The organism is Mycobacterium sp., from assembly GCF_044223235.1.
Taxonomy (GTDB): domain Bacteria; phylum Actinomycetota; class Actinomycetes; order Mycobacteriales; family Mycobacteriaceae; genus Mycobacterium.
Genome location: NZ_JBGAME010000021.1, coordinates 77,919 through 95,938, shown reverse-complemented (window position 1 = coordinate 95,938; position 18,020 = coordinate 77,919). Strand labels below are relative to the sequence as shown.

At 69.9% G+C, this 18,020-nt stretch carries 15 protein-coding genes; 5 read left to right on the top strand and 10 right to left on the bottom strand.

The features are described from left to right. From ADBZ6K_RS20850 to ADBZ6K_RS20840, 3 genes are all read left to right on the top strand, one after another. A partial coding sequence (locus tag ADBZ6K_RS20850) for a ParA family protein (protein WP_526350211.1) occupies nucleotides 1-362 on the top strand: 362 nt, incomplete at its 5' end. Between the two features lie 25 nt (nucleotides 363-387). Then, nucleotides 388-1,410, top strand: a complete 1,023-nt coding sequence (locus tag ADBZ6K_RS20845; RefSeq protein ID WP_526350209.1) for a ParB/RepB/Spo0J family partition protein — start codon at nucleotides 388-390, stop codon at nucleotides 1,408-1,410. A gap of 230 nt (nucleotides 1,411-1,640) precedes the next feature. Then, nucleotides 1,641-2,414: an acetyltransferase gene (locus ADBZ6K_RS20840; RefSeq protein ID WP_526350207.1), complete on the top strand. Its 774-nt coding sequence runs from the start codon at nucleotides 1,641-1,643 to the stop codon at nucleotides 2,412-2,414. A gap of 16 nt (nucleotides 2,415-2,430) precedes the next feature. On the opposite strand, the gene ADBZ6K_RS20835 is transcribed toward ADBZ6K_RS20840, so the two are convergent. The 8 genes from ADBZ6K_RS20835 to ADBZ6K_RS20800 all read right to left on the bottom strand — a co-directional run bounded on the left by ADBZ6K_RS20835 (nucleotide 2,431) and on the right by ADBZ6K_RS20800 (nucleotide 13,568). Then, on the bottom strand, nucleotides 2,431-3,627 hold the full coding sequence (locus ADBZ6K_RS20835) for an N-acetylmuramoyl-L-alanine amidase (protein WP_526350205.1): 1,197 nt from the start codon (nucleotides 3,625-3,627) through the stop codon (nucleotides 2,431-2,433). A 172-nt stretch (nucleotides 3,628-3,799) separates the two neighbouring features. Then, the gene (gene trxA / locus ADBZ6K_RS20830; protein WP_526350203.1) at nucleotides 3,800-4,132 is read right to left on the bottom strand and encodes a thioredoxin; all 333 of its coding nucleotides are present in this window, start codon (nucleotides 4,130-4,132) and stop codon (nucleotides 3,800-3,802) included. Next, nucleotides 4,129-5,115 (bottom strand): thioredoxin-disulfide reductase, encoded by a 987-nt coding sequence (trxB, locus tag ADBZ6K_RS20825; RefSeq protein WP_526350201.1) that lies wholly within the window; start codon nucleotides 5,113-5,115, stop codon nucleotides 4,129-4,131. The genes trxA and trxB overlap by 4 nt, the downstream gene beginning before the upstream one ends. Before the next feature lie 82 nt (nucleotides 5,116-5,197). Next, complete coding sequence (locus ADBZ6K_RS20820) at nucleotides 5,198-5,953, bottom strand: RsmA family anti-sigma factor (RefSeq protein ID WP_526350199.1); 756 nt, start codon at nucleotides 5,951-5,953, stop codon at nucleotides 5,198-5,200. Next, the gene (gene sigM, locus ADBZ6K_RS20815; protein WP_526350223.1) at nucleotides 5,946-6,665 is read right to left on the bottom strand and encodes an RNA polymerase sigma factor SigM; all 720 of its coding nucleotides are present in this window, start codon (nucleotides 6,663-6,665) and stop codon (nucleotides 5,946-5,948) included. The genes ADBZ6K_RS20820 and sigM overlap by 8 nt, the downstream gene beginning before the upstream one ends. A 104-nt stretch (nucleotides 6,666-6,769) precedes the next feature. Then, nucleotides 6,770-10,357 carry a murein biosynthesis integral membrane protein MurJ gene (gene murJ, locus ADBZ6K_RS20810; RefSeq protein ID WP_526350197.1) on the bottom strand — a complete coding sequence of 1,196 codons (3,588 nt, stop codon included), beginning with the start codon at nucleotides 10,355-10,357 and terminating at the stop codon, nucleotides 6,770-6,772. Further along, nucleotides 10,354-12,813 carry a hypothetical protein gene (locus tag ADBZ6K_RS20805; RefSeq protein WP_526350195.1) on the bottom strand — a complete coding sequence of 820 codons (2,460 nt, stop codon included), beginning with the start codon at nucleotides 12,811-12,813 and terminating at the stop codon, nucleotides 10,354-10,356. The genes murJ and ADBZ6K_RS20805 overlap by 4 nt, the downstream gene beginning before the upstream one ends. Next, nucleotides 12,795-13,568 carry an NUDIX hydrolase gene (locus tag ADBZ6K_RS20800; protein WP_526350193.1) on the bottom strand — a complete coding sequence of 258 codons (774 nt, stop codon included), beginning with the start codon at nucleotides 13,566-13,568 and terminating at the stop codon, nucleotides 12,795-12,797. Before ADBZ6K_RS20800 ends, ADBZ6K_RS20805 begins: the two co-directional genes overlap by 19 nt. 172 nt (nucleotides 13,569-13,740) lie before the next feature. On the opposite strand from ADBZ6K_RS20800, the gene ADBZ6K_RS20795 reads away from it, so the two are divergent. Beyond that, the gene (locus ADBZ6K_RS20795; RefSeq protein WP_526350191.1) at nucleotides 13,741-15,198 is read left to right on the top strand and encodes a CCA tRNA nucleotidyltransferase; all 1,458 of its coding nucleotides are present in this window, start codon (nucleotides 13,741-13,743) and stop codon (nucleotides 15,196-15,198) included. Nucleotides 15,199-15,203: 5 nt separating this feature from the next. Next, nucleotides 15,204-15,704 (top strand): pullulanase, encoded by a 501-nt coding sequence (locus ADBZ6K_RS20790; protein ID WP_526350221.1) that lies wholly within the window; start codon nucleotides 15,204-15,206, stop codon nucleotides 15,702-15,704. A 120-nt stretch (nucleotides 15,705-15,824) separates the two neighbouring features. Here ADBZ6K_RS20790 and ADBZ6K_RS20785 read toward each other — a convergent pair whose 3' ends face one another. Beyond that, on the bottom strand, nucleotides 15,825-16,610 hold the full coding sequence (locus ADBZ6K_RS20785) for a TIGR03084 family metal-binding protein (protein ID WP_526350189.1): 786 nt from the start codon (nucleotides 16,608-16,610) through the stop codon (nucleotides 15,825-15,827). Nucleotides 16,611-16,649: 39 nt separating this feature from the next. Next, a complete protein-coding gene (locus tag ADBZ6K_RS20780) occupies nucleotides 16,650-17,933 on the bottom strand; it encodes an MFS transporter (RefSeq protein WP_526350187.1) in 1,284 nt (427 codons plus the stop codon). Between the last annotated feature and the right edge of the window lie 87 nt (nucleotides 17,934-18,020).

Sequence of the window (18,020 nt, the reverse complement as noted above, 5' to 3'; positions counted from 1 at the left end):
CACCGGAGGTAATGATCCCGATCCAGTGCGAGTACTACGCGTTGGAGGGGGTGGGTCAGCTGCTGCGCAACATCGAGATGGTGAAATCCCATCTGAACCCGGACCTGACGGTGTCCACCGTCATCCTCACGATGTACGACGCCCGGACGAAACTGGCGGATCAGGTCGCCGTCGACGTGCGCGCACACTTCGGCGAAACCGTGTTGCGAACCGTGATCCCGCGCAGCGTCAAGGTATCCGAGGCGCCTGGGTACGGCATGACGATTCTCGACTACGATCCGGGATCCCGCGGAGCGATGAGCTACCTGGATGCCAGTCGCGAACTTGCCGAACGTGGCGCACCCGCGCCGAACAGCCGATGACCGCTTGCGTACAGAGGAGGACTGCATGACTCAGCCGGCACGTAAGAGGAGTGGTCTCGGCCGCGGCTTGGCGTCCCTCATCCCGACCGGACCGGCCGACGGAGCGACGGTCACCCTCGGGCCGCGGATGGGCGATGCGGCGGCCGACGTCGTCCTCGGCGGCGGATCGATCGCCCCGCAGCTGGCGTACGCGGAGACCGCCGACACCAGCGATCTCGGTGCCGTCTACCGCGAGATCGATCCGGCCGCGATCGAGCCGAACCCTCGCCAGCCACGGCAGGTCTTCGATGACGAGTCCCTTGCCGAGCTGGTGCATTCGATCCGCGAATTCGGGTTGATGCAACCCATCGTCGTCCGCACCGTCGAATCGCAGACAGGTGACGACACCGACACGCCGGCGCCGCGCTATCAGATCGTCATGGGGGAGCGGCGGTGGCGTGCCGCGCAGGAGGCCGGCCTGGCCGCCATCCCCGCCATCGTCCGCGAGACCGCCGACGACAGCATGCTGCGCGACGCCCTGCTGGAGAACATCCACCGGGTACAGCTCAACCCCCTCGAAGAGGCGGCCGCCTACCAGCAGTTGCTCGACGAGTTCGGGGTCACCCACGACGAGCTGGCGTCCCGCATCGGGCGATCGCGACCGCTCATCACGAACATGATCCGGCTCCTGCGACTGCCCATCGCCGTGCAGCGCAGGGTCGCCGCCGGCGTGCTCTCGGCGGGCCACGCGCGGGCATTGCTTGCCCTCGAGGGCGGACCCGAACGGCAGGAGGAGCTCGCCACGCGCATCGTGGCCGAGGGACTGTCGGTCCGCGCTACCGAGGAGGCCGTCACGCTGGCCAACCGGGATGCCGACACCCCGCCGGCGCCGCGACGCAAACCCATCCAGATGCCCGGCCTGCAGGACGTCGCCGAGAGGTTGTCGACAGCCTTCGACACCAGGGTGACGGTCAGCCTCGGCAAACGAAAAGGCAAGATCGTGGTCGAGTTCGGTTCGGTGGACGATCTTCAGCGCATCGTTGACCTGATGAGCGACGCAAACGCCTGACCGACCACCCACGGTAATTACGTCACTGTGACACTCAACCCACACTGACTGCCCGCGGATTTCGTGCTCGAAGGAAAGATCCTGTGCAACAAGCATTTTCGACAATCTCAGGGCGGGGCGGCTGGCGAACACCACCATGGCGGGCCGCGGACGGATTGCTCTCCTATCCTGGAGAGGCAGCCGCACCACGCCAGGTCGATCGATGCCGCGTAGAAACTGGGGAGTTCTAAGTGTCACCACGTATCGCGCCCCTTCGCCTCGAGGCGTTCGAGCAGTTGCCCAAACACGCCAGGCGATGTGTGTTCTGGGAGATGGATCCGTCGACGCTTCGCGGTATGCAATCGGGGCACCATCACCTGACCGACCCCGAGTTTGAGAAGGAAGCGTGGCTGTCGATGGTCATGCTGGAGTGGGGTTCGTGCGGCCAGCTCGCCGTCGACCGCCCGGACACCGCATCCGCCGGTCCCGATGATCCGCTCCGCCGCTCGGGCACCGGCGACGAGCCCTGCCTGGGTTATGCCTTTTACGCGCCGCCCGGCGCGGTGCCGCGCGCGCAGCTGTTTCCGTCCGGCCCGGTCAGCGCGGACGCGGTGCTGCTGACGACCATCGGGGTCGAGACGGGGGAGGGCTGTGACGGCCTACCCGCCAGCCTGCTCGCCGCCGTCATCGGTGATCTGGTGCGACGGGGGGTGCGCGCACTGGAGGCGTTCGGTCATACCGCCGACGTCGCGGAGCTTTCGGACGCGGCGACGGTGCCCGAGGAGCTGCGCGCGGTGGTGGAAGTGCTCGGCGACTGCTCAGTCGAGGAGTGCACGATCGGCGCGGAGTTCCTGCGCGAGGTCGGGTTCAAGGTGGTGACACCGCACCGGTACTTCCCGCGGCTGCGGCTGGAATTGGAGCAGGGACTGGGCTGGAAAGCCGACGTCGAGGCGGCGCTGGAGCGTCTGCTGGAAAGCGCGCAGCTGCAGCAGCCGGTGGGTGCGGGCGCGAGCCGCTGCGTATAAGTGGTCTGTGGCTTGGTCAGCCAGAGCTCAACCGGCCGGCCTGCTCCACCGAAAGTTCGTGTGCCAGCAGCTCGGCGAACGTGAATGTTCCTGTGGGACGGTCATTCTTGCCCAGCAGGTACAGCCGCTTAACCGCGGCGAGGATCCCTTCGGCGATGGAGTCGCGCGTCTGGGTGGACACCAGCAGCGAACGGTCGCGGGGATTGGTGATGTAGCCGACGTCGACCTGCACCGACGGCATCCGGGTCAGGCGGAGCAGATCCCAGGTGCGTCCGTGGGTTCGACAGTCGCGTAAACCGCTGCGCGCGACAACTTCTCGCTGGATGAAGTCGGCGAGATTACGCCCGATCGTCGAGACGGAACCGTGCGAGTTGCCGAAGTGAAACGATGCGACGCCGTTTGCGGCGGGGCTGGCCAGGGTGGCGCAGCGCAGGCTGATCATCAGGTCTGCACCGACGGAGTTGGCGGTGTCGGCACGCTCGGCATCGGATGGGCTGCGATTGGCGGGCCGCGACAGGAAGGTCTCCATGCCGATCGCGGTCATCCGGCCTTCCAGGCGAGTCGCCAAGTCCCACAGGATGTCTGCCTCGCTGATCGGACCCGACGGGCCCTGCATGATCAGCCCGTGGTCACCGCCACCGCGGCCCGGATCGATGATGATCCGCTTTCCGGACAGGCGGGGACCAGAGCGACGCACCAGTTCTTCTTCGCGGATCGCATGCGGCGAACCGCCGGTGACGCGTGAACCGAGAAAGTACAACGAGCGCAGCGTTTCTGGGCCGCAGATGCCGTCGGGGTACAGCCCGTATTCCCGCTGATAGGACATCAGCGAGTTGTGGGTTTGCAGACCGAAATGTCCGTCCACCAAACCGGTGTAGAAGCCGAGGTCCTGCAGCCGCGCCTGCAGCGTCGCCACGTCATCGCCGTACATCGGTGCGCCGAATTGGTGATTCAGTGCGCGCGCGCCGAGTCGGTAGGAGGCTTCCTTGAGCGCCCGGTAGGTGGCTTCGCCGACGACACCGTCGACGAGCAGCCCGCGGTGCTGCTGGAAGGCGCGTACCGCGTCGTCGAGTTCGGCGTCGAACACGTCCAGTGCGACATGCTTACCGGTGGTGAGATCGGCATCGGGACTGTCGATCAGTCCCAGCGCGGACAACGCGGCCCGGATCTCGGTAACCGCGTTTCCGCGGTCGCCGCGACGCAGACTCGACATACTGGCCCTCCAGGCTGGCCTTTCGGTCATGGGGTCAGCGGTCAGCGCTGACTGAAACAAGACAAGCTAGAAGGCATTGTCGCAGACAACGACCCATTTAAGGAAAACGGCAGGCCATCATGTGACGCGCCGCATCGGCGAGCCGGCGCCAAACACGGCGTCGGACAGCCGTTCAGACGACGTCGGCGATCTCGCGCAACAGTGCGGCCTTACCTTTGGCCCCGACGATGCGTTTCACCGGGTTGCCGTCCTTGAACAGGATCATCGTCGGGATCGACACCACCTGGAAGTCACGGGCGGTCGCGGGATTCGCGTCGACGTCGATCTTGGCCACCGTCAACGCACCGGCGCGCTCCGATGCGATCTCCTCGAGAACCGGTGCGACCATCTTGCAGGGACCGCACCAGCTGGCCCAGAAGTCCACCAGCACGGGTGTGCTGCTGGACAGGACGTCGTCCGCGAACGAGTCGTCGGTGACGGCAACGGTTGCACTGTCCTCGGTCACTGCTGTGCTCCTATCAGGCTGTCGGCTTCGGTGGTTTCGACTGCGGCGGAAGCTGTTTCGGCAAGCCAGCGTTCGGCGTCGATGGCGGCGGCACAACCGCTGCCCGCCGCGGTGATCGCCTGCCGGTAGGTGTGGTCCACGAGATCGCCGGCGGCGAACACACCCTCGAGAGAGGTGCTGGTGGTCCGGCCGCGGACCTGCACGTAACCCTCGGCGTCGAGGTCGATCTGCCCGCGGACCAGATCCGAGCGGGGGTCGTGGCCGATCGCCACGAACAGGCCGGTGAGCGCGAGATCCGATTCCTCGCCGGTGACGGTGTCGCGCAGCCGAACCCCGGTGACCTTCGGATCACCCTTGACGTCGACCACCTCGGTGTTGGTCCGGAAGATGATCTTGTCGTTGTTCCGCGCCCGCTCGATCATGATCTTCGATGCGCGGAACTCGTCGCGGCGGTGGATGAGGGTGACACTGCGGGCGAACCGGGTCAAGAAGGTGGCCTCCTCCATTGCCGAGTCGCCACCACCGACCACCGCGATGTCCTGGTCGCGGAAGAAGAACCCGTCGCAGGTGGCGCACGTACTGACGCCCATGCCGAGCAACGCCTCCTCGCCGGGCACGCCGAGATGGCGAGCGGCGGCGCCCATCGCGAGGATGACCGCGCGGGCCGCAAACGTCTCGCCGTCAACGGTGACATATTTCACGGGACCGTCCAGGGATACCGCCTCGACATCCTGCATGCGCAGGTCCGCACCGAATCGAAGCGCCTGCTCGCGCATCTCGTCCATCAGTTCGGGCCCGGTGATGCCACTGCGGAAGCCCGGATAATTCTCCACCTCGGTGGTGGTCATCAGCGCGCCGCCGAACTGGGTGCCCTCGAACACCAGCGGCTTGAGCTGGGCGCGGGCGGCATAGATTGCTGCGGTGTAGCCGGCTGGGCCGGAGCCGATGACGATCACGTCATGAACCGTGGATGTCGAGGTCATGTGCGCCTTTCTGCCGCTACTGTCCGGCACGGGTATAAACACCAGCCTAAGCCGCGCTGTTCCCCGGTCGGTTGGGGACAGATTACGGGCGCGTGACTTGTGTGTCGGCCAGCAGGCCTGCGCGCGCGGCGTCGCAGCCGGGCGCAACTGCCAGTGCGGCCAGCCGCCCGGGGGTGTCGGCGGCAAGTATCAGCAGGACCGCCGGGCGGCCGCGGACGGTCAGCGGTCGGCCCCCGAGCACCTTCGCGTCGGGGGGATAGCCCAGCCCGGTCAGACAGGACTCCAACCGTCGGGAGTCGCCGAGCGGCCCGAGCTCGGCGGGCCGGGTGATCAGCGCGAGGATCTGCGCGTCGGACAACGGAACGCCGTGCCCGGGGCCGACGGTGATCTGTTCGGCGGTCACGCCCGCCGTTCGGGTCGTTGCCGGGGGACCGACGAGTGCCGTCGCACCGACGACGATGGCGGCCAGCGCGGCGGCGGCACCCGCGCCCGCGGCCAGCAGCCGCCCGTTGCGCAGCGGCGCCGGCCGCGCCGTATGGGCGGGACGTTCCCGCCCGGTGTCGCCGGTGACCACGTTCGGCGGGGGTGCGTCGCGCAGTGCGGACACCACGCGGGCTGTCACCTCGCGGGGCACCGGGGGAGCGGACGGCGCGTCGGCGCCCAGGTTTACGAGATCGGCGTGGACGCGGTCCAGCGCGGCCAGCATGCGGGCCGCCTGCGGGTCGTCGCGCACCTGCTCACGGACCCGCCGGGCAGTGGCGTCGTCCAACAGTCCAGCCTGCAGGTCGGCGAGTAGTGCGGGCGTCAACGCCGGGACAGACCCGTTGCCGTCAGTCATTCGTGGTTCCGACACCCCAGCCCGCACCTCGGTTCTGTCCCGCGGCCAACCAACCCGCATCGTGAGTAGGACGGCTGGGCGGGGAGTGTGGTTCCATCGTCGCCGATGCGGGCGCCGAGGGGCAGTCCGGCGCGGTCCGGTCGAAGTACCGCAGCGACTCCGCCAGTTTGGCCCGCGCGCGTGAGCAGCGGCTCTTGATGGTGCCCTCGGCCACTCCAAGGATGCGTGCGGTTTCGGCAACCGAATAGCCCTGCATGTCCACGGCTACCACCGCGGCGCGTTGCTCGAGGGGTAGCCGCATCAGGGCGCGCTGCACCACGATCGCGGTGTCGATGCGCGGAGCCGGGTCGCCGACGTGGCCGATGTCGTCGAAGAGCTCGGTGGTCGGGTGCGCCTTGGTGCGCCGCAGGCGATCCAGGCAGGCGTTGACCACGATCCGGTACATCCAGCTGCTCACCGCCGAGTCGTAGCGAAACCCGGGCGCGCTGCGATGAGCCGACAGCATGGCGTCCTGTAGGGCGTCGGCCGCGTCCTCGGCGGTGCGGCTGGTCATCCGTGCCAGCCGGTAGAGCTGGCGATGATGGCGGTGGAACAGCTCTTCGAAGGCGTAGCGGTCACCGGCCACATGCGCTGCCAGCAACTGGGCGTCGGAGCGGCCCGCCGCCCCCGACGTCGCGCACTCCCGGTCAGGTGGAGCGGTTTCCTGCCGCACCCCGAATGGCCCGTGAACATCCCCGAAGCTCCCCACAGCCGAACCCTAAACGGCGTGCGGGGCCCCCCATGACACATGTTTGCGGGCACCGTCCCCGCCACGGGTCAGGACGCGGCCCGCAGCGTGATCTCGGAGATGTCGGTGCGGCTCTGGCCGTCCACGGTGCCCAGGGTGGATATCCACACCAGCACGTTCGAGGTGGGCGGGGCGTCGGTGATGTTGATCGTGTTCGAACCCGGTCGCAGCGGGGTCGGCGGCGTCAGGGAGGTGGTCTGGTCCAGCGACGAAGGCGTCGGCGACTGCGACGAGCGGATCTCGACCCGGGTCCCGGTGCTGGTCACGGTGAGGTCGACCGAGCCGAGCCGGGTCGGCTCCGGCAGCTGCAGCATCAGCCCGACACCGTTCTTGAAGCTCGGGAACGGAACCGGATCGCTGTAGGTGTCGGTGGACCACGCCGTGCCCGGGTCGCCGTCGATGGCGTTGCCTGCCGTGTCGGGGGAGTCGGCACCACCCGCGGGCGAGAACACCGTGGCGCGCACGGGTTTCACGACGGCTCCACCGCGGGAGTCGGGGGCGCCTTGCGACGTCGTCGCCGACGGTGCGTTCAGGCCGAGCTGATCCTCGTCGAGTCCACCGCCCACATCGCCGAAAATCCGGCTCAGCAGCGTCGCCAGCATGATCAGCGCCAGCACGATCACCGCGCCGCCCACACCGAGACCGATCAACAGGCCCTTCTTGCGCCGGGCGGCCGCCTCGGGGTCGTCGTCGGGCCCGCCGCGGAACCGGACCGGTGGCGCGTCCTGCGGTTCGTCGACGGGCTCGATCACGTCGGTGCGGTCGGCGATGGCGGTCGCCTGCTGGAGCAGGTTGAGCAGGGTCGGGGCGCTCCGGATGCCACCGCCCTCCTGGACGGCGCGGGTCGCCGCCGCCGAGATCTGGAACGGGATGTCGCGATTGACCGCCCGTGGCTCGACCGGTAGCCCCGCGGCGTCAAGTTCGGCAGCCGCGAGGCCGCTGGGTACCCCGGATTCCGGCAACGGCCACCGGTCGACGAGCAGCGCGTAGAGCGCGCCGCCGATACCCCGGACGTCGGCGTCGGGGGTGGCATCGGGCATCGTCGCGGGGAACGCCAGCGCCACGTCGCCGTCGATGCTGACGCGGACCCGGCTCGGATGGTCGATCGACAACGCGACCCCGGCGCGGTGGGCGGCCTCGGCGGCCGCGGCCAGCGACTGAACCGCGCGGGCGCCGCCGACCGGCGACGGCGCGGTGTCGGCGACCTCGGCCAGCGATCCGCCGCGGATCCACTCGGAGACGATCAGACCCCCGGAGCCCGTGTTGGTGACGTCGAGCACCCGGGCCACGCCGGGCTTGTCGATGCGGCCGAGCCGCATGGTGCGCGAGAGGATGTCGCGCACCCGCTCGCCCGGCAGCGCCCCGTCGGGGTCGACGAACGTCAACGCCACCTGACGGTCCAGCGCCGTGTCGAGGGCCTGCCAGAACTGCAGGTGGGGCGGGCCGCCATGGAACACCAGCAGCCGGTAGCGGCCACGCCCGACCGTCGCACCCGGGATCAGGTGCACGTCCTCGTCGGCGGTGGCCGCCTCGATCGGGGGTTCGCGCGGCGGGTCGAACGCGAGCGGTTCGCGGGTGGGATCACCGCCGTAGTCGGCCGGGGGACGGACCGACGGCGGGGCCACCACCTCGGTGGTCGCCGTGCCACCGGACTCCTCGGCGACGTCGGGTTGGAACTCGTCGGCGCTCGGCCGCCGAACTCGTTTGGTGGGCGTGCCGTCTTGGCCCGATGCGGCGTCAGCCGCGGATTCGTCGGCCACCGCTCGTCCTTTCCGCATCCCCGCTCCGGCAACCGCAGCCGGAGGCCCCATACCGGTGCGCGCCGCTGAGGGACGGCGCCGCTCCGGAGGGGAATTTCTCGGATCAGAGTACGTGACCGGGCGGTCCGGGCGCGGCCGGTCGGGCGGCTGCGCGGGTGCCGTGGCAACGGCCGGGCCCCGACCGAGGCGCCTGCGCACCACCGCGACGGTGGCCAGCGCGTCGGGGACCCGCGCGAGGATCATGATTGCCGCCACGATCGGCGCCATGATCACACCGAGCGCGGCCAGCCGCAGCAGCGAGCCGGCGGCGCCGGCGCGCGTGGTCAGCGACTCCAGCCCGAGCAGCCTGTCGGCGGTGTGTGCGACCATGCCTGCGGTCAGCGACGCGGTGATGGTGACCAGGATGGTGCGCACCACCACCCTGCTGATCAGGCGCCCGCCCGGCGGATTCAGGCTGGCGCGCAGCAACGCGTAGCCGACGGTTGCGCCGGCCAGGAATCCCAGCCCGTTGGCCAGCCCGAGATAGCCCGCGACCAGCTCGGGATCGTCGGTCAGGTGGGGTGCGGCCAGCGATCCGGCGATCTTCACCGCGGTCACCACGACGATGACGATGATGGGCGTCCACGGCTTCTCCCGCGCATAGAACACGCGCAGCTGCAGCAGCACCAGCGCATACGGGATCAGGGTGAACGCCGAGAGCGTGATCGCCATGCCGAGATAGCCGGCGTCAACCTCGCCGAAATTCCCGTAGGCGAACAGCGCGCTGCCGATCGCCGGGCCGCCGACCGTCATGACGGCCACGATCGGAATCAGCGTCACCATGGTGAGCCGGGTGGCCAGGGAGAAATCGTCGAGAATGGCTGGGACGTTGTTGGCGGCGGCATTGCGGCTCAGCCGCGGCATCACCACCGTCAGCACCGTCACGCCGATCATCCCGAACGGCAGCATCAACACCAGCCACGTGTAGTTGTAGATGGCGGGCCCGGACGCAGCGGCGGTGCTGGCGATCTGGTTGCCGACGACAAGACCGATCTGGCTGATCAGGACGTAGAGCACCATCGCCGAGGCCATCGCCCCGAACTTCTTGAGCCGCGTGTCGATGCCCAGCAGGGGGCGCAGGCTGATCCGCTCCCTGCGGATGGCGATGAACAGCACCGCGGTCTGCGCGACCACACCCAGCGTGGTTCCGATGCCGAGCACCAACAGCTTGGCGTTGCCCATCTGCACCGGGTCGACGGACAGCTCGCCGGGGACGAGGACGAACAGACCGAGGGTGGCGATCGCGACGATGTTGTTCACCACCGGGGCCCAGGCGGGCGGACCGAACACGTTGCGGGTGTTGAGGATCGCCATGAACACCGACGACAGCCCGTAGAACAGCACTTGCGGCAGAAGCAGGTAGGCGAACGCGGTGGTCAGCGGTTCGTTGACCTGTGGGTCATCGCCCAGCATCAGGCGCACCAGCTGGGGTGCGACGGCGACCGACAGCACGGTCGCCACCAGCAGCAGGGCGGTGGCCAGGGTGACCAGACGGCGCACGAACGCGGCGCCGCCGTCGTCGTCGTCACGCTCGGCGCGGGCCAGCACCGGCACGAAGATCGCGGTGAACGTCGCCTCGAGCACCAGCGCCGCGACCAGATTGGGCAGCTGGTTGGCCACGGTGAACGAACTCGACAGCGCCGCGCCGAGGATCGCGGCGAGCAGCACGATCCGCAGGAAGCCGGTGATTCGGCTGATCAGCGTGGCGAACGCCATCCCCCACGACCGCGAGACCACCGCGGCATCGGACAGTTCGGGTCGGCCCGCCTGACGGGGTGCCGTCCCGCGCGGCGTGCGCCGCGGGGGTGTGGCGCTCATTTCTCGTCGCCAGTGCGGGTCAGCGGCGGATGCTTGCCGTCGCGGTCGTAGGCCAGTGCGACGTCGAGGGGGTCGGGTTTGGGCCGGTGCATGAAGGGCCGATCCAGGTCGGCCGGGTCGGGCTGGCCGCGGAAGCGGTGCCACAGCCGCCGGCTTGCCAGCGCGACGAGCACGGCGCCCGCCGAGAGCGTGATGAAGAACAGCACTTTGCCGTAGGCGTTGGAGTGCACCGACAGGCGCACCGGCTCACCCAGGGGCAGGCCGTCGGCGGTGCGCAGGGCGACGTCGACCGCGACGCGCTGGGTGAAGTGCACTTCGATCGGCACGTGCAGCGGTAGGTAGCCGGGCGGGAGTTCGATCACCCCCAGATCGGTGACGGTCATACCCGGCGGCGCGTCGACGCCGAGGCGGACCCGGATCGGCACCGGCAGATCGTTGCGCAGCGCCAGCGGCAGCGGGCTGCGCTCGGTGGCCAGCGTGTAGGAACCGCCCGGGTTCACGATCGTCACCGCACCGAACAGGTCGTTGATGGTGTCCGCGACGATCGACAGGCGCTGCTGCGCCAGGCCGTTGCGGGCGTCGGGCTGCACTGACTGGCTCAGCGCCCGCAGCATGTCCTCCCGCAGCGGCGCCGTGTACTGGATACCGGTCAGACCGGTCCGGACGTCGGTGGTCAGCGCCGCGGTCAATCCCCACAGCCGGCCCGACGACGACGCGATGCTCGAGATGACGGCGTCGTCGAACCGCCCTCGGGTACTGCCGATGTTGTCCGGCGGCGGGGCGTGCAGCGGGTCGAGCGGCACCGCGGTCGTTTCCGCGATCACCGCGGCGAGCGGTCGCGGGGCCGCCAGCCCGGAGCGGATCGCCGTGGCCACCGCCGTCATCACCGCCTGCGCATCGTCGGGCTGCGGGCTCCAGACCGGGGGCAGCATCAGGATCTGGTTGCGCGGCACCGCGTCGGGCAGCAGGCCGCGCCACAGCAGTGCGCCGAGGGCGTCCTGCCTGCGCGTGACCGGGGAGTCGTGTTTGACCGGGATGTCCAGCGAGTCGTCCAGATAGGACGGAACCACCGGGTCGGTGCCGACGGCGGCAAGCGCCGCGCCCACCGCCGGATCGAAAGGGGCGGTCACCAGCTGCGGGCTGTAGCGCACCGGGGTCACGTCGGCCGTCACCGGCACGCCGGTGGAGTCGTCCTGCGCGACCGCGTCGGCTGCGGCGATCGCGACCATCGGGCCCTGGGCGGACAGCAGGGCAGAGGCCGAACCGGTGAAGGGGCCGTCGGCGATCAACGCGGCACCCCGCGTCGAGGTGATGCCCAGGATCTGGTCGACGATATCGCCCGGCGTGTCGATGGCGATCGCGCTCAAGCCGGGGTCGCCGACCCGGTACAGCGCACCCAGGTCGGCCTGCGCGTAGGGCGTCGGCGCCACGCACATCCGCTGGGCGAGCACCCTGAGCCGGTTGAGCCAGGCGATCGCGGCCTGCTGCCCGGCGCCGGGCCTGGTGGGGGTGCCGAGCCCGGCGTCGGGTGCGTTGTTGACGACGTACCCGAGGGTCATGGCGTTGACGGTCACCAGCAGGTCGGGGTCGACGGCGATGCACAGCGCGGGGGCGACCTGACCACCGGGGTCCACGGCCGCGCTGGTGGCGAATTCGACGGCCGACAGCAGCGTGTCGAGCCTTCCGCCCGGCGCCAGCGACGCGGCCAGTTCGTCGTTGATCAGCCGCACCGGCGTGGTGCCGCCCGGTGCGCCCGCGGCGAGTCGGGGCCGGTCGGCAAGCGGCCATAACACGGTCAGTCGCACGGGGTCGGACGTATCGGGCGGGACGGCGTCGGCCTGCGTGGCGGCGGCCGAACTCTCCGCCTCGTCCGGGGCGGGCTGCGGCGGCACCCCGAGTACGGGCAGCAGAAAGCGGGCGTCGTCGAGACGGGCGGGTGCCCCGTAGTCGGGCGTTCCGTTGACGTTGACGAGCACGGGGTACACGCCGGGTTGTTCGATGCGCAGCGACGGGCGCCCCTCCTCAGAGCGCAACGGGTAGGCCAGCGTGAACGGGACGTTCTGGCCGCGGTCGAGTTCGGGCGCGACGGTGATGAACTCGGCGACGGGTTCGTACTGGTCGAGGTTCCCGGCGAGGTTGGTGCGCAGACCGGCGGAGGAGGTGACCGCGGGTGCATGCTCGAGGCGCACCATGACGTCGCGGACGGGTCGGTCACCGACATTGCGCACCACCCCGGTCACCGCGACGACGGGTTCGCTGGTGGTGGTCACCAGCTCCGGGGTGATCCGGTCGACGCGCAGCTGCAGGAAGGTCTGGGACCCGGGTTCGCCCGCGGCTTGCGGCGCCGTGGGCGCGGCGAGCAGCACGAGCAGTGCGATGACCGAGATCAGGCGCGGCAGCGTCGACCGGAGGCTGCAGCGCGGCAGCGCCGCGGAGATCACGGGCCTTGTCCGCATCCGTTCGTCCGCTGGCCGGGTGGGGATTGCGGGGTGTCTTCGCGACGACGATTGCGGGTGTGGGAGTGGGTCTGCGGACGGCGGCGGGGCGCCGACCTCGGCAGCGGGGGGAGGGCCGCGGGCCCGTCGGCTTGCAGTCGGTCGATCAGTTCCCCGGCCACCTCGGCGAGGCGGCGTTCGTCGGCGTAGGCCAGCCGGGACGGGAGTTCGTGCAGCGGCACCCAGGCCACCTCACTGACCTCGACGTCGTCGTCGCAGAGTTCGCCACCGAGGAAACGCATCAGGTAGTGGTGCACCGTCTTGTGCACCCGTCTGCCCTCGGTGACGAACCAATAGTCGATGCTGCCCAGCGCGGCGAGCACACTGCCCTGGATCCCGGTCTCCTCGGCGACCTCGCGGATCGCCGTTTGTTCGGCAGTCTCGCCGAGTTCGATATGTCCCTTGGGCAGAGACCACAGCATGCGTCCCCTGCGGTCGATGCGCCCTATCAACGCCGCGACCTGCGTATCCTTCGGGCCGTCGATGCCGTCGATGACCAAGCCGCCCGCCGAGGTCTCGTGGACCGTGCGCAGCCTGTCCTGCGGGCGGCGGGTGTGGGGCTTCTGCGGCTTGGCCCTGCCGGACGCGTCTGCCGTCGAGGCGGGCGGTGGGGCATCGCTCTCGTGCTGGATCTCGGGCTCGGGTGGGCCGGCAGCGCGACGGCCGCGGCGACGCCCTCGGCGCCGTCGTGGTTTGGCCTGTTCGCCGTCCGACACCCAAGCGATAGTAGCTGCCACCCGGTATCCCTCCCGCCCCACTCGCCGGTGATCGGACGCGCGGACCGTTGCCTGGGATTCGGCGCCGTGGTGGCGGACGGGCATCGGGGGGAGGGATTTGCGTTTCGTTGCGTTTCCGCGGTGAGGCCGGCGCGCATTAGGCTCCTCGACCGTGCCCGAATCTCCAAGCGCCGCTGACGCCGAACTGCTGGCCGGCGCGTTGGTGGCGCTGAACCGTCACGGCGGGCTGCTGCGCGAGCTGGGCGTGCTCTTCGCGGACGCGGGCCACGAACTGTTCCTCGTGGGTGGCAGCGTTCGCGACGCGCTGCTGGGCAGGCTGGGCAGCGATCTCGACTTCACCACGGACGCGCGCCCCGAGCAGCTGCAGACGCTGCTGCGCCCGTGGGCCGACGCGTTGTGGGATACGGGCATCGAGTTCGGCACCATCGGGGTGGGCAAGGCGGGTCACCGCATCGAGATCACCACGTTCCGGGCCGACACCTACGACCAGACATCGCGCAATCCGCAGGTGCGTTTCGGAGACCGGCTCGACGACGATCTGGTCCGCCGGGACTTCACGGTGAATGCGATGGCGGTGCGGATCGGCGCCAACGGGCCTGCCGAGTTCCGTGATCCGCTCGGCGGCCTGGCCGCCCTGCGCGCCCGGGTGCTGGACACCCCGGCGGCGCCGGAGGTGTCGTTCGGCGACGATCCGCTGCGGATGCTGCGCGCCGCCCGGTTCGTCTCGCAGCTGGGATTCACCGTCGCGGCGCGGGTCCGGGCGGCAATGCAGGAGATGGCGCCGCAGCTGGCACGCATCACCGCTGAGCGGGTGGCCGCCGAACTGGACAAGCTGCTGCTCGGCGCCGACCCGGTGGCCGGGCTCGACCTCATGGTGCAGACCGGTCTCGGTGACGTGGTCCTGCCGGAGGCCGGCGGCATGCGAATGGCGATCGACGAACACCATCAGCACAAGGATGTCTACCAGCATTCGCTGACGGTGCTGCGCCAGGCGATGGATCTGGAGGGCCCCACGGGTCCTGATCTCGTGTTGCGCTGGGCGGCGCTGCTGCACGACATCGGCAAGCCCGCGACCCGCAAGCATGAAGCGGACGGCGGGGTGAGCTTTCACCACCACGAGGTGGTGGGCGCGAAGATGGCCCGCAAGCGCATGCGGGCGCTGCGGTATTCGAAGCAGATGATCGACGACGTCTCCCAGCTGGTGTACCTGCACCTGCGGTTCCACGGCTATGGGGACGGCAGATGGACCGATTCGGCGGTGCGGCGCTACGTCACCGACGCCGGCCCGCTGCTCGACAAGCTGCACAAACTGGTGCGCGCGGACTGCACCACCCGCAACAAGCGCAGGGCGGCGCGCCTGCAGGCCAACTATGACGACCTGGAGCAGCGCATCGCCGAGCTGGCCGCCAAGGAGGATCTGGCGCGGGTACGGCCCGATCTCGACGGCAACGCGATCATGGAGATCCTGGGGATACCGGCCGGGCCGCAGGTCGGGGAGGCATGGCGCCATCTCAAAGAGCTGCGGCTGGATCGCGGGCCGATGGATCGCGACGAGGCGACCGCCGAATTGGTGGAGTGGTGGAACGAACGGGGCGGGTCGGACGTCTGACCGGGGTGGACTACTGCCTGGGAGACGGTGACGGTTCGGCGACGATCTGGTCGGCGCCGCCGGACATCGATCTCGACGGGGACGGCGGCCTGGATGCGGTGGCGCTGGACCTCGACGGCGACGTGAGGCTCGACGACGTACTGGCCGACCTGGACGGCGACGGCCTGGCCGAGCATGCGGTGCTCGACGCCGATGACGACGATGTGCCCGAACGCTTCTTCACCGATGACGGGTCGGGAACCTGGGCGGTCAGGGTGGACCGCGGTGGGCAGGCGCGATGGTTCGGGCTCGACGGGGCCGAGCACGGAGCCGGGGAACCGGTGGTCGATTTCGACGGCGACGGGCAGACGGACGACCGCCTCATCGACAGCGACGGCGACGGCCTCGCCGACCGGGTGATATCCCAGGGGCTGGCGTATGTGGACACCGACGGCGACGGCCGCTGGGATGTGAAACTGGCCGACACGGACGGGGACGGCGCCGCCGACGCGGCGACCCAGCTTTGACGCACTCAGCCCCCGGCTTCGCGCCGCCGCGAGATCCACGTTGTGCAGACAACGTGCGAGAAGACCCCTGCAAAGCGTTGATTTCGGCGTCTAGAGCAGCGAGCGCTCAGCGGCCCCCGCTCACGCTGAATCGGCGCGCCCCGCGCCGGGCGGGCCCGCGAAGGCCTGCGCGATCGTCAGCCACCGCTCGGCGTCGGCCCCCACGGCCGTGACGTCGAGCGAGGCCAGTGGCCGGCGCTGCGTGACCAACTGGCAGAAATCCTCGGCGGATCCGGACACCCGCTGCGCGGCGTCGGCCGGCCCCCACTCCCACACCGACCCGTCCGGTGCGCGCAGTTCCACGTGAAACGATTCGGCCGGGACAGGCAGGTCGTTGACGGCGAAGGCAAAGTCGCGGGTGCGCACCCCGATGTGCGCGACCGATCGCAACCGCATCGTCGGTCGCCGTTTGACGCCGAGCGTGTCGGCCACGTCGAGGCCGTGGGCCCAGGTCTCCATCAGTCGCGCGGTCGCCATCGACACCGGACTCATCGGCGGCCCGAACCACGGCAGCTTGCGGCCGGGCTCGGCGGCGAGAAGCGCCTCATGCAGCCGCGTCCGCGCGGCGCGCCAGTCGGCCAGCAGCCGTTCGGGCGGCGTGCAGGCCAACTCCTCGGCACCCGCGTCGACGAAGCCCGACGGATTGGCGGCGGCCTCCTGCAGAACCGCAGCGAAGCCGGCCGCATCGGTCACAGCGGTCAGTGCCACGCGATCGGTCCACAGCAGATGCCCGATCTGATGGGCGATGGTCCATCCCACGGCCGGCGTAGCCGCCGCCCAGCGGGCGGCGGGCAGGTAGGCGACGAGGGCGTCGAGGTCATCGCTTTCGGCGCGCAGATCGGCAACCACGGGGCCCGCTTCAGCCATCCGGCCACAGTAGCCGCGTCCCTGTGACCGTCGGCCGGATCAGCCGTCCCGCTGCCCACGGCGGGCAAGTGTGGCGTGCCCGACCAGCCCGACGACGTAGACCGCGATCCCGGCCAGCGCCAGGCCCGGTGCGTAGCCGTCGGCGGGGATGACCGCCGCCGAAAGCGCCATGGCAACGACGAACGACACCCAGAACAACGAGTCCTGCACCGTGAACACGTGCCCGCGCAGCGCATCGTCGACGTCCATCTGCATGGCGGTGTCCGCGCACAGCTTGACGATCTGACCGGCGGCGCCGAGCAGGAATCCGCACACCACCATCACGGGCAAGATCAGGGTGGCGCCCGCCAGCTGGATCAGGACCGCCGCCGCCAGGGCCCCGTTGGCCGTCCGGTAGCGGCCCCAACGGCGAACCGCGCTCGGGGTGACGACGGTGGCGAGGAACTGACCCGTCCCGCCCGCGGCGAGAAACAGGGCCGCAGTGCCGAAGCCCTCGACATTCTGCGTGCCGGAGTGCCGGACCATGACCAGCACGAGCATGGTGTTGATGCCGACGACGATGCGGTGTACGGCCAGGCCGGTGAGCGTCGCGGCGACGGTGGGCACGGCGGCAACGGTGCGGATGCCGTGCACCCAGCCCGTGGCTACGGCGTAGGCGGCCGAGCCGTGGATGGCTCGCACACTGTCGTCGGGCCCCAGCTCGTGGGGTGGGAAACGGATGGACAACCGCAGCGCCAGGGCGACGGGCACGGTGACGATGAGAATGGTCACGGCGGCGCCGCTGTCGTCCGCGCCGAACAGCGAGCGCGGGGCCAGCATGGAGATCGCGCCGAGGAACGCAGCGGCGGCACCGAAGGCCGTGGCGACGGAGTTCATCGCGACCACCTTGTCGCGGGGCACCACGTGCGGCAGCGCCGCAGACAAGCCGGACGACACGAACCGGGTGAACCCGTTGACGATCAACGCACCACACAGGATCGTCGGATCGTCCGCCCCGATCGCCAACAACGCGGAAACCGCCAGCACCAGCAACAGCCGGCCGAGATTGGCGCCGACCAGCACCAGCCGGCGATCCCAGCGATCCAGGAGCGCGCCGGCGAATGGGCCCAGCAGCGAGTACGGCAGGTACAGCACCGCAAAGGCGCCGGCGATCGCCCAAGGCTCGGCTTCGCGCTCGGGATTGAACAGGATCGCCCCCGCCAGACCCGCTTGGAAAAGGCCGTCGCCGAACTGACTGACAGCGCGCAGTTCGAGCAGGCGCCAGAACTCGGGCATGCCACGCACCGACCGCCACAAGGTGATGGGGGCCCGAGCGTCAACCACGGGAGTCCACAGTACAAATATCGCGGCACAAATATCGCAGCCGCCCGTGCTTGTTCGCCACGTCACGGCCTCGCTGGTGCCATGATG